Genomic DNA, 12,406 nt, shown 5'->3' on the forward strand with positions numbered 1-12,406 from the left:
GCCACAACGGACTAGGGGGTGGCAACGGACTAACGAGGGGTTTTGTCTGCGCAGAAATCCAGGTTCCGGTAGACGCTCTGGACGGCGGCGTCCGGATCGTGTGCTTCCAGCGCGTCCACCAGTTCGTCATGCCCTTCGCGGGGGATGCCGTTGAAGCCTTCCTTGCGTTGCTGCCGGAGGAGGTCGTTGTGGAACACGCCGCCGAACGAAACGTACAACTGGTGGAGTAAGGGATTCCCTGAAGCCAAGGCAACGCGCTCGTGGAATTCCCAGTCGGCGCTGGCCCACGTGGGGTAGTCCTCGGCCTGCCAGGCATCGTGGCGGAGCGCGAGGAGGCGGCGCATTTCGGCCAAGTCCGCGGCGGTGGCGTGCTTCGTAGCCAGACGGGCTGCCTGAGTGTCCAGGCCGAGCCGGACCTCAACGATGTGTTCCTGAGTGTGCTCCAGGTACATGCGCTGCGCCGCGCCTGACATCTCACTATTGGCCCGCACATAGGTGCCATCCCCTCGCCGGACTTCCAGCATGCCGGAGTGGGCCAGCGCCTTGATGGCCTCGCGCAGGGTTCCCCGCGAAACACCCAAGGTGGACATGAGCTCTGGCTCGGCTGGGATTCGCTCCTGGAGCGGCCATTCACCGGACTTGATCATGTCCCGCAGCTTGGCGGTGATCTCCTCGGCAAGGGCCGGGCGATGCGAAGGGGTCAGGGTCATGCTGTCCTCGGTCCGGTCTTGGTAGCAGTGCGCTTGCTCGTCAGCAGATGGCAGGTAACCATGAGCGCTACGGCCACGATGGACAGCAGGCTCAGCGGCAGCACCCAGCCGCCGGTGGCGCTGTGGAGCAGGCCCATGCCAAACGGGCCGATTGCCGCAATCAAGTATCCCAGCGATTGGGCGATGGTGGAGAGCGCTGTGGTTTCCGCCGTCGAACGTCCGCTGCGGCTAATGATCACCAGGACCAGCGGGAAGATGCCCAAGCCGAAGCCGAACAGCACGGCGGGTACAACTGCCAACGACGTCGGCAACCAGACCATTGCGGCGATGGCCAGCAAAGTGGAGCTGCTGGCGAGATACAGTGCGGGGCGGAGCATGCGGGGACGGGAGCCGAAGGCGAGCAGGATCATGCCGGCAGCGACCGAGACCAACTGCATCACGCCAAACTGCAGCCCGCTCTCGGAGGCGCTGAGCCCTTGCGAGGTCAGGATGTAGGCGAACCAGCTCATCACGGCGTAGGCCAGGAACGCCTGGAAGGTGAAGATCGCGGTGATCAGGATGCCAAGGCGGGTACGGAGCAACGGCCACATGGACACCCGCGGCCGGTCGGTCTTGGTGGAGTTGCGGTGGGTGTGGAGGACAACCGGCAGGAATCCCAGCAGGGCCGCAACCCCAAGGATTCCCCAAGCGGCCAGTCCCATGGACGGCGAGCCGAGTTCTTGAGCCAACGGCACGCTCACGGCTGCAGCGAAGGTAGCGCCGCCGGACATGGTGAAGGTGTAAAGACCCGTCATCATGGAGGTGCGCTCCGAGTAGTGCTCGCGGATGAACGACGGCATGGCCACGTTGCACACGGCCAGGCCGGACATCGCCAGGACGGTGCCTCCGAGGAGCGCGCCCGTCACCGGAACGCCACGGACCAGCAAACCGCCTGCCAGCAGGGCCAAGGCGATGGCGATGGCCTTCTCGACGCCGACCCGGCGCGTCAGCCACGACGTTCCCATTCCCGCGACCGCAAAGCACAGCAGCGGGATGGAAGGCAGAATGGACGCGACCAAAGCGCCGTAACCCAACACCTGCTGCAGGTCGTGGAACAGGGCAGCTGCGCTGGTGATGCCCGCGCGCAGGTTCAGGCCGATGAGCACTACGGCAATAATGCCGACGACGGCGACGACGCGCGTCTTGGGGACTGCAGAGTTCGCCGCAAGCTCAGGGGAGGCCTGGGCAGGGCTCACAGTAGGGATGTTTCCGGTGCTGGGGGTCAAAGGAGTCGTCGCGGCCATATCTAAAGGTTAGACGTTTGACGTCTAATGTCTAGGGTTTTGTGGCGAAGCTCTCCGCACCAGCTTGCGGAGGCCCTAGCGGGGGTTGCGCGAGCCCAGGCGCTGGACCGCCAACGCTAACCACAGCTGTACGCGGTCCTGCGTCTGGGAAGGGTCGTAGCCCGTCAATTCGGTGATTTGAGCCAGCCGGTAGCGCACTGTATTGCGGTGCAAGGTGAGGGCCTCGGCCACGGCCGCCACTGAGCCGTTGTGGTTGAGGTAGCTCTCCAAGGTGGCCACCAGTTCGGCCCCGTGGGCTGCGTCGAATTTCCGCAACGGGGTGAGGGACTCACTGGCCATATCCGCCAACGGAACATCCTCGCTGGCAAGCAGCAGGGATGTCAGGCTCAGGCGCTCCGGCTCGTTGACCGGCAAGCCGTGCGCCACGGCGTCGCGCGCTTCAAAGTAGCTCCAGCGCAGGCCGTTCGGCTTGGTGTAGGCGCCGCCGATTCCTATGACGGCGTGGATTCCGGCTTCCTGTAAGTGATCGCTGAGGCTCTTGGCCAAAGCGGTGGCCGAGCTGCCGTCGTCGCTGATGACGGTGATCAGGTCCTTCCCGACGACGGCGCTGACGCCGGCTTCCAGCGCTTGGGGCAGCGAAATGCTGATCAGTTGTTTGTGGTGTGCAGTGGACTCTGCCACGAGCACAACGTTCTTCCGCGTGCTGTTGATGCCCACCCCCGCCAGGCGCCGCGCGGCCTCGATGCTCTCAAGGGTGCCGTGGATGACGTCGTCCAGCACCTGACCTGCCATGGCGCGCTGGGCCTGGCGCTGCTTGACCATGTTGTTGAGTTCAACGCTGATGAGGTTTTGCGCGTAACTGACGATTCCGGAGTCAACGAACGGCTGCCGCAGCCACAGCGTGCAGGCATCCCTGCGGCCGGTGGGAATCGGATACGAAGCCCAGCCATCCGCCGTCGGAGCCGGTTTCCCCGCCACGCTGTTGTAGAGCTGCGCGCTGAACTGGGTGAGCACCACATCAGTGCGGAGCATGCTCCCCAGTTGCTTGAGAAGTTCGTTCAAGCCTCCACCCGTGAGGAGCGAGCGTGCCAGGATCTGGTGTCCGGCGAGGAGTCGTTCCAAGTTGGAGTAATGATCTGCAGAATGTGATTCCGCCACGAGCTTGCCGATTGCAATGAAGGGGATCTCGTAGGGTACTTCCACCAGGGGCAAGCCCCAGCGGTTGGCTTCCGCGATGAGGGCTTCCGGAACGGACTCGTGGGTGAGGCCGATGCCAAAACCGATCCCCACGGCACCTGCGCGTTGGGCCTGGCGGACGAAGCGCCGCTGGTCGGCGGCGCTCTTGAGGCGCAGGCCGGTGGTGAGGACCAACTCTCCGCCGCTAAGGAAGCGCTGGGGATCCTCCAGTTCCGTCACGGCAACCCAGCTGATGTCCTGGTTCCATGTGGTTTCGGCGAGGCCGGCTTGGCGGAGTTTCAGGGAGGGGACAGCGACGAGCGAAGCGAGGGACATGGCCATGCTTTAAAGCGTAACCCGCCACTGGTCAAGCGCACTAAGCGGGGGGTTGTTATGTGTGCAGCTGGCTATTCCTTGGGCCCCCTCCCTGGCATAGGCTCTGATCAGCTAAACCCATGCCCAGACTCCGAAAGAGGGTTGCACACCGTGGTTCAAACCTTGCAGAACTTCATCAACGGCGAATTCGTTACGCCGGCAGGTACGGGTCTTCTGGACATCGTGAACCCCGCCAGCGGGGAAATCGTTGCCAAGTCGCCCATTTCGGTTCAGGCCGATGTGGACGCCGCCATGAGCGCGGCCAACCAGGCCTTCAAGTCTTGGAAGAAGGCCACCCCCGGCCAGCGCCAGCTGATGCTGCTCAAGCTCGCCGACGCCGTCGAGGCCAACAGCGACGAACTCGTGGAAGCCCAGCACCGCAACACCGGGCAGGTCCGTTCCCTGATCGCCTCGGAGGAAGTTGCCGCAGGTGCTGACCAGCTCCGCTTCTTCGCCGGTGCAGCACGCATCATGGAAGGCAAGTCAGCAGGCGAGTACTTCGAGGGCCACACCTCCTACGTGCGTCGCGAACCGATCGGCGTCGTAGCCCAGGTTGCTCCGTGGAACTACCCGTTCCTCATGGCCATCTGGAAGATCGGCCCCGCCCTGGCAGCAGGCAACACAATTGTCCTGAAGCCTTCGGACACCACCCCTGAGTCCACCCTTGTGTTGGCACGCCTGGCCGGCGAGATCTTCCCGGCCGGTGTCCTCAACGTTGTCCTGGGCACCGGCGAAACCGGCGCCATGATGGTTGACCACAAGGTCCCCGGCCTGGTGTCCATCACGGGCTCCGTCCGCGCGGGCATCGCCGTGGCAAGCGGCGCAGCCAAGGGCCTCAAGCGTGCCCACCTGGAACTTGGCGGCAAGGCTCCCGCGATCGTCTTCAAGGATGCCGACATCAAGAAGAGCGCCGCGGCTATCGCCGAGTTCGCCTTCTTCAACGCAGGCCAGGACTGCACGGCCATCACCCGCGTGTTGGTGGAGGACTCCGTCCACGACGACGTCGTGGCAGCAATGGTGGAGCACACCAAGACCCTGCACACGGGTTCACAGAACGACGAAGACAACTACTTCGGCCCGCTCAACAACGTGAACCACTTCAACGCCGTCACCTCCGTGGTGGAGAACCTCCCGGCGAACTGCACGATCGAAACCGGTGGCCACCGCGCAGGGGAGAAGGGCTTCTTCTTCGAGCCCACCATCATCTCCGGCGCCAAGCAGACTGACGACATCGTGCAGAAGGAAACCTTCGGCCCGGTCATCACCGTCCAGAAATTCAGCACCGAAGAAGAAGCGCTCGAGCTGGCCAACGACGTCGAATACGCCCTGGCTTCCAGCGTCTGGACCACCGACCACGGCACGGCCATGCGAATGAGCCGCGACCTGGACTTCGGTGCGGTCTGGATCAACACCCACATCCTCCTGACGGCTGAAATGCCGCACGGTGGCTTCAAGCAGTCCGGCTACGGCAAGGACCTCTCCATGTACGGCGTTGAGGACTACACGCGCATCAAGCACGTGATGTCCGCACTTGACGCGTAACGCGTTCGCGTAACCCGTACGAATATCCAAGAAAGGCAACCACCTCATGACCACCACCGCGAACGAACTCTCGTACCGCATCGAGCAGAAGCGCAACATCAACGGCGCCTTCCCCGGCCCCAAGTCGCAGGCACTGGCTGAGCGCCGCTCCGCCGTCGTTGCTGCCGGCGTCGCCTCGGGCGTTCCCGTTTACGTTGAAGACGCCGACGGCGGCATCATCCGCGACGTCGACGGCAACTCCTTCATCGACCTCGGCTCCGGCATCGCCGTGACCAGCGTCGGCGCGTCCGATCCCGCCGTCGTCGCCGCTGTCCAGGAAGCTGCTGCACACTTCACGCACACCTGCTTCATGGTGACCCCTTACGAGGGCTACGTTGCAGTTGCCGAGCAGCTCAACCGACTCACCCCGGGCGACCACGCCAAGCGCACGGTCCTGTTCAACTCCGGTGCTGAAGCCGTGGAGAACGCCGTCAAGGTTGCACGTCTCGCAACCGGCCGCGACGCCGTAGTAGCTTTCGACCACGCCTACCACGGCCGCACCAACCTGACCATGGCGCTGACTGCCAAGGCCATGCCGTACAAGACCAACTTCGGCCCGTTTGCGCCCGAGGTCTACCGCATGCCCATGAGCTACCCGTTCCGTGAAGAGAACCCGGAGATCACTGGTGCCGAGGCCGCCAAGCGCGCCATCACCATGATCGAGAAGCAGATCGGTGGCGACCAGGTTGCCGCGATCATCATCGAACCCATTCAGGGTGAAGGTGGCTTCATCGTCCCGGCCGAAGGCTTCCTCCCGGCTCTGTCCGCTTGGGCCAAGGAAAAGGGCATCGTCTTCATCGCTGACGAGGTCCAGTCCGGTTTCTGCCGCACGGGCGAATGGTTCGCCGTTGACCACGAGGGTGTTGTCCCGGACATCATCACCATGGCCAAGGGCATCGCCGGCGGCCTCCCGCTGTCCGCCATCACCGGCCGCGCAGACCTGCTCGACGCCGTCCACCCGGGCGGCCTCGGCGGCACCTACGGTGGCAACCCGGTTGCTTGCGCCGCAGCACTCGCAGCCATCGACACCATGGAACAGCACGATCTCAACGGCCGCGCACGCCACATCGAAGAGCTCGCCCTGGGCAAGCTCCGCGAACTGGCATCCGAGCTTTCCGCACGCGGGGGTTCCGTGGTTGGCGACATCCGCGGACGCGGCGCCATGCTGGCCATCGAGCTCGTACAGCCCGGTTCCAAGGAGCCTAACGCTGATCTCACCAAGGCCGTGGCTGCCGCTTGCCTCAAGGAAGGCGTCATCATCCTGACGTGTGGCACCTACGGCAACGTGATCCGCCTGCTCCCGCCGCTGGTCATCAGCGACGAACTGCTCATCGACGGCCTCGAGGTCCTCGCAGCAGCCATCAAGGCTCACGCGTAAGACTTTCTCGCTTGTTTTTGGAGGAGGGCCGGGTTTGTACCCGGCCCTCCTCCTGCGTTTAAGTGGTGCGGGGCCGAGTTCGTGGGAATGCGTCGAGTTCGCTGGAGCGTTCCGGGCGAACTCGCACCCTTCGCCGAGCCTCGCTGTTGTTCGCCAACCCCGGCTTACAACGCAGGGAGTACCGAACAACGGCAGGAATGACGGGCCTACGAGCCAGCGGCCGCCAGCCGGGCCCTCTTCTTCAGCACCGAGTTCTTCCGGGTGGTGCGAAGCATGTCGATTGTCAGCAGCACCAGCGCCAACCACACCACGCAGAAACCGATCCAGCGGGCAGTGGTCATGGTCTCGTTGAACACGGTCAGCGCCACAACGAACTGGAGCACCGGCGCGAAGTACTGCAGCAGGCCGATGGTGGTCATGGGAAGTCGGCGCGCTGAGGCGCCGAAGAACAGAAGGGGCACGGCCGTGATGACACCGGAAGCCACCAGCAGCCAGAAGTGGCCCGCGCCCAGCGTGGTAAGAGTTTCTACTCCGGTTACAGCGAGAACAACCATAGTGATGGCTGCGAACGGAGCCAGCACAACCGTCTCCACGCTGAGGCTGGTGAGTGCATCCACCTTGGGCCCGACGCGCTTCTTCACGAAGCCGTACAGCCCGAAGCTGAAGGCCAGGATCAGGGCAATCCACGGAAGCTGTCCGTAGGAGAACGTCAGGACGCCCACCGCAACGAAACCAATGCCCACAGCTGCCCACTGCAGTGGACGCAATTTTTCTTTGAGGACGAAAACGCCGAGCAAAACCGAGACCAACGGGTTGATGAAGTAGCCCAAGGACGTCTCAACGGCATGGCCCGTGGTGACCCCGAAAGTGTAGGTGAGCCAGTTGATGGCAATGAGAATTGCCGCCAGCGCCAGAGGCCCGAAAACGCTGCGATCTTTCACGGCCGCCCAGAATGTCTTCCAAGCCCTCGTGATGGTGATGAGCAGTGCACAGAAGAGCAAGGACCAAACGATCCGGTTGGCCACGATCTCGAGTGCACTGGCCGGCATCAGGACGAAGAAGTACAGCGGAAGCAGGCCCCACAGGCCGTAAGCGCCGATGCCGAACAGGATTCCCGCCGTCGACTCGCTCCGCACAGGCTTGCTGCCGGGTTTAGCGGAACCGCCGGTACCTCCACCGCCGCCCCCGACTGTCGTCGTCGTTGGCTGGTTTGAAGAGGGAGAGTTGGCAGCTATCTGTTCCGGAGTCGACACATTGTCGCCAACACCACCTGCACGCGCAATATTCCGCAATCTTCAGCAATTTCTGTGACTCCTGCCATATAGGCCGTCCGGCGTAGGGTCGACATCTAGAATTGGAATCTGCGCGCCCCAACAACGGCGTGGCTCACTGCTTCGGAAGGGTAACGGTGTCCAACTCAGCCGCAACAACCCCCAATCGTCCGCTTCGCGTCGCGATCGTTGGTGCAGGACCCGCCGGCGTGTACGCCGCGGACATCCTGACGAAATCGAACGAGGTCAAAGACGGGCATGTGGAGGTCAGCATCGATCTCTTCGAGGCATATCCGGCACCGTACGGCCTGATCCGCTACGGCGTGGCGCCGGATCACCCGCGGATCAAGGGCATCGTGAATGCGCTGCATAAGGTGTTGGACCGCGGCGATATCCGCTTCCTCGGCAACGTGACTTACGGCAAGGACCTTACTCTCCACGACTTCCGGGCGTTTTACGACGCCGTGATCTTCTCCACGGGTGCCATTAAAGACGCCGACTTGAGGATCCCCGGCGTCGAGCTGGAGGGCTCCTTCGGTGGGGCAGACTTCGTTTCCTGGTATGACGGACACCCCGACGTTCCCCGGGACTGGCCCTTGGATGCCAAGGAAATCGCCGTGATCGGCAACGGCAACGTGGCACTGGATGTGGCCCGCATGCTGGTCAAGCATCCCGAGGAACTCCTGGTCACGGAGATCCCGGACAACGTCTACGCGGGGCTCAAGAAGTCGCCGGTCACCGACGTTCACGTCTTCGGCCGCCGTGGCCCCGCCCAGGTGAAGTTCACGCCGTTGGAGTTGCGGGAGTTGTCCCACTGCAAGGACGTGGACATCGTCCTGTACCCGGAGGACTTCGAGTTCGATGAAGCTTCGGATGAAGCCATCAAGACGAACAACCAGATCAAGACCATGGTCAACACCATGACCAACTGGCTGGTGGAGGAGCATGCAGAATCGGAGCAGCCATCGTCGCGACGCCTGCATCTGCACTTCCTGCACAGCCCGGTGGAGATCCTCGACTCGCCCGAAACGCCCGGCAAGGTCTCAGGCATCAAGTTCGAGCGCATGCAGTTGGACGGAACCGGCAACGTCAAGGGCACCGGCGAGTTCATCGAATACCCCGTTCAGTCCGTCTACCGCGCCATCGGCTACCACGGTTCCCCCTTGGAGGAACTTGAGTACGATGCCCGCCGCGGCGTCATACCGAACGACGGCGGTCGCGTCCTCGACGCCGACGGCGAGCCCGTCCCGGGCATCTACGCCACAGGCTGGATCAAACGCGGACCAGTGGGATTGATCGGGCACACAAAAGGTGATGCCTTGGAGACCATCGGCTTCCTCCTCGAGGACAGGCTCAACCTCCCCCCGGCAGAAAACCCGGATCCCCAAGCCATCATCGACCTCCTTGAGGAACGCGGCGTCGAATACACCACGTGGGAGGGCTGGAACAGGCTTGATGCCCACGAAGCCGCCCTGGGTGCTGAGTGGTCCGCCGGCGAAGGTAACGGTGTGGTCCGCGAGCGCATCAAGGTTGTGCCACGCGAGGAAATGATCCGGATCTCCCGCGGCTGACATTCTCCCGTCCCCGAACTAGACTTCTCGGTACCGTCCCGCCCACCACATGTGCAGCGCACTGTCAGTGCGGACTACCAGGGAGTTCGATGAGGAATCCAGTCCATCCGCCGGTTCCAGGCAGCGATGCCGCGGAGCTGTTGCAGAAGCGTGCCCTGACGGGCCACGAGCGTCTGGACTCTTTGCGTCTCGGGATGCCTGAGGACATCGTGGGATTGCGCCGTCTGGTGCGTGAGTCCTGGCAACGTTCGGCGAGCTTGCAGGCCAACCCGGACGTCGCCGAGGCGCCGCTCGCAATGGACCGCGATGAGCTTGAGGAGTACCGCAGGCAGCACCCCTTGGCGACGATCATGCCCGTGATCAAGAAGCTTTTGGTTCAGCCCAGCCATGACAGCGGGCTGCTGGTGGCAGTGGGCGACGACGTCGGCCGGCTCTTGTGGGTGGAGGGGGATCCGGTGATGCAGCGCCGGGCCGAGGGCATGATGTTCGTGGCCGGCGCGGACTGGTCCGAGGCCTCCGTGGGGACCAGTGCGCCCGGAACTGCGCTTGCCTTGGACCGCAGCATCCAGATTTCGGGGGCGGAACACTTCAAGCGATCGGTCCATCCTTGGAGCTGTACGGCGGTTCCCTTTCACGACCCCGACTCCGGCGCTGTACTGGGTGTGGTGGATATCACGGGCACGGAAACAGCAGTCGCCGCGCATACCCTTTCGTTGGTTGAGGCTACCGTTGCCGCCGCTCAGGCGCAGCTCCGCATTGAACGACTGACGCTCGCCGCCGCCGTCAAGGACAAACCTCGACGCCGAAGCGCGTCTACCGCCCCGGGCCACGCGCTCTACCGCAACAGCCTCCAGCTGTTGGGCCGTGACCAAGCGCTGCTCAGCATCGACGGACGGACGGTTTCCCTGTCTGCCCGGCACAGCGAGATCCTTGCAATCCTGAGCAGCCACCCCGGCGGACTCAGTGCTGAAGACCTGTGCACCCAGCTGTATCCCGGGGATGGCTCTGGCGTGACGCTTCGGGCGGAGATGGTGCGGCTCCGCAAAGTCATCCAGGAACTCAGCCCGGAGGCAGTCCCCGAATCCCGCCCTTACCGTTTGCCGGTTGAATTGCTTCCCGACTCCGGCCAGGTCCTCAGTTGCCTGCAGCGAGGCGCCCACCGCATCGCCCTGGAAATCTACAAAGGTGGGCTCTTGCCACGCTCGGAGGCACCCGGCGTCGTGCAGTTGCGCGAACGGGTCTCGCACCTGTTGCGCGAGGCGCTGCTTAGCGACGGGAGCGTCGATTCGCTCCTGAAGTACGCTGAGCTGCCCGAGGCGAAGTACGACGTCGACCTCCGCCTTGCCGTCCTGAAGCTGCTGCCGCCGCGCTCACCCAAGCGGGCCGCCGTGGTGGCTGACCTTGAGCGGATCGAAAGGGAACTCAAAGAGTGAGCTGACTCACATGGTTGCAACGTAGCTGCAACCTCCCCGCTCCTAGGCTCGGATCAACGGCGACAGCCACCGTGATTCGCAGCAAAGGAGCTAGCAATGACCGTTTATGCACAGCCAGGTGCCGAGGGTTCGAAGGTCACTTTCAAGGACCGCTACGAAAACTGGATCGGCGGCGAATGGGTTGCCCCGGTCAAGGGCGCCTACTTCGAGAACATCACCCCCGTCACGGGCAAGGCCTTCTGCGAAGTTGCCCGCGGCACCTCCGAGGACATCGAGCTGGCGTTGGACGCCGCCCACAAGGTCGCACCCTCCTGGGGCAAGACGTCCGCCACGGAACGCGCAGCCATCCTGAACAATATTGCCGACCGCATCGACGAGAACGTGGAGCTCCTCGCGGTGGCGGAAACCTGGGACAACGGCAAGCCCGTCCGCGAAACCCTGAACGCCGACATCCCGTTGGCAGCGGACCACTTCCGCTACTTCGCCTCCGCCGTCCGTGCGCAGGAAGGCCACCTCTCCCAGCTGGATGAGGACACCACCGCCTACCACTTCAAAGAGCCGCTGGGCGTTGTCGGCCAAATCATCCCCTGGAACTTCCCCATCCTCATGGCAGTGTGGAAACTGGCACCGGCACTCGCAGCAGGCAACGCCGTGGTGCTCAAGCCCGCAGAGCAGACCCCCACGTCCATCCTGGTCCTCATGGAACTCATCGGCGACCTCCTGCCGGCAGGTGTGGTGAACGTCGTCAACGGCTTCGGTGTTGAGGCTGGAAAGCCTCTGGCTTCAAGCTCCCGGATCCGTAAGATCGCCTTCACGGGTGAAACCACCACCGGCCGCCTTATCAGCCAGTACGCGTCCAACAACCTCATTCCCGTCACCCTGGAACTGGGTGGCAAGAGCCCGAACATCTTCTTCGATGACGTCGCCGCGCAGAACGATGCTTTCTACGACAAGGCCCAGGAAGGCTTCACGCTCTTTGCCTTCAACCAGGGCGAGGTCTGCACCTGCCCGTCCCGCGCACTGGTCCAGGAGGGCATCTACGACTCCTTCATGACGGACGTCGTTGCCCGGACCAACAAGATCATCCAAGGCAACCCGCTGGATACCGACACCCAAGTTGGCGCCCAGGCCTCGAACGACCAGCTCGAGAAGATCCTGTCCTACATCGACATTGGAAAGCAGGAGGGCGCCAAGCTGCTCACCGGCGGCGCCAGGGCAGAGCTGTCCGGCGAGCTGGCCGGCGGCTACTACGTCCAGCCCACCATTTTCGAAGGCCACAACCGGATGCGGATCTTCCAGGAAGAGATCTTCGGCCCGGTAGTGTCCGTCACCAAGTTCAGCGACTACAACGACGCCATCGGAATCGCCAACGACACCCTCTACGGGCTGGGCGCCGGTGTCTGGTCACGCAACGGAAATGTCGCCTACCGCGCAGGCCGGGAAATCCAGGCTGGCCGCGTGTGGGTCAACAACTACCACGCCTACCCGGCAGGGGCCGCCTTCGGTGGCTACAAGTCCTCAGGTATTGGCCGTGAGAACCACGCCATGATGCTGGACCACTACCAGCAGACCAAGAACCTCCTGGTCAGCTACAACGAGAACAAGCTCGGCTTCTTCTAAACCCGTCC

At 63.4% G+C, this 12,406-nt stretch carries 9 protein-coding genes; 5 read left to right on the forward strand and 4 right to left on the reverse strand.

Annotated features, from left to right (window positions below):
• Positions 1-29: 29 nt before the first annotated feature.
• From M1D89_RS07885 to M1D89_RS07895, 3 genes are all read right to left on the reverse strand, one after another.
• The gene (locus tag M1D89_RS07885; protein WP_498649579.1) at positions 30-710 is read right to left on the reverse strand and encodes a FadR/GntR family transcriptional regulator; all 681 of its coding nucleotides are present in this window, start codon (positions 708-710) and stop codon (positions 30-32) included.
• Entirely contained in the window at positions 707-1,993 is a 1,287-nt protein-coding gene (locus tag M1D89_RS07890) for an MFS transporter (protein ID WP_498649580.1), read from the reverse strand. The genes M1D89_RS07885 and M1D89_RS07890 overlap by 4 nt, the downstream gene beginning before the upstream one ends.
• Before the next feature lie 75 nt (positions 1,994-2,068).
• Positions 2,069-3,511, reverse strand: coding sequence for a PucR family transcriptional regulator (locus M1D89_RS07895; protein WP_498649581.1), 1,443 nt, complete (start codon positions 3,509-3,511; stop codon positions 2,069-2,071).
• Between the two features lie 144 nt (positions 3,512-3,655).
• Between M1D89_RS07895 and M1D89_RS07900 the strand changes: the two genes are divergently transcribed.
• Together M1D89_RS07900 and gabT are read left to right on the forward strand one after the other, a co-directional pair.
• Positions 3,656-5,086, forward strand: a complete 1,431-nt coding sequence (locus M1D89_RS07900; protein ID WP_498649583.1) for a gamma-aminobutyraldehyde dehydrogenase — start codon at positions 3,656-3,658, stop codon at positions 5,084-5,086.
• A gap of 46 nt (positions 5,087-5,132) precedes the next feature.
• Positions 5,133-6,503, forward strand: a complete 1,371-nt coding sequence (gabT, locus tag M1D89_RS07905) for a 4-aminobutyrate--2-oxoglutarate transaminase (RefSeq protein WP_498649585.1) — start codon at positions 5,133-5,135, stop codon at positions 6,501-6,503.
• A gap of 206 nt (positions 6,504-6,709) precedes the next feature.
• On the opposite strand, the gene rarD is transcribed toward gabT, so the two are convergent.
• On the reverse strand, positions 6,710-7,795 hold the full coding sequence (gene rarD / locus M1D89_RS07910) for an EamA family transporter RarD (protein WP_498649586.1): 1,086 nt from the start codon (positions 7,793-7,795) through the stop codon (positions 6,710-6,712).
• Between the two features lie 116 nt (positions 7,796-7,911).
• Between rarD and M1D89_RS07915 the strand changes: the two genes are divergently transcribed.
• From M1D89_RS07915 to exaC, 3 genes are all read left to right on the forward strand, one after another.
• A complete protein-coding gene (locus M1D89_RS07915) occupies positions 7,912-9,345 on the forward strand; it encodes an FAD-dependent oxidoreductase (RefSeq protein WP_498649589.1) in 1,434 nt (477 codons plus the stop codon).
• Positions 9,346-9,434: 89 nt separating this feature from the next.
• A complete protein-coding gene (locus tag M1D89_RS07920) occupies positions 9,435-10,778 on the forward strand; it encodes a GAF domain-containing protein (RefSeq protein ID WP_498649591.1) in 1,344 nt (447 codons plus the stop codon).
• 96 nt (positions 10,779-10,874) lie between these two features.
• The gene (exaC, locus tag M1D89_RS07925) at positions 10,875-12,398 is read left to right on the forward strand and encodes an acetaldehyde dehydrogenase ExaC (RefSeq protein WP_498649593.1); all 1,524 of its coding nucleotides are present in this window, start codon (positions 10,875-10,877) and stop codon (positions 12,396-12,398) included.
• The last annotated feature ends 8 nt before the right edge of the window (positions 12,399-12,406 follow it).

This window comes from Arthrobacter sp. D3-18 (assembly GCF_054408525.1).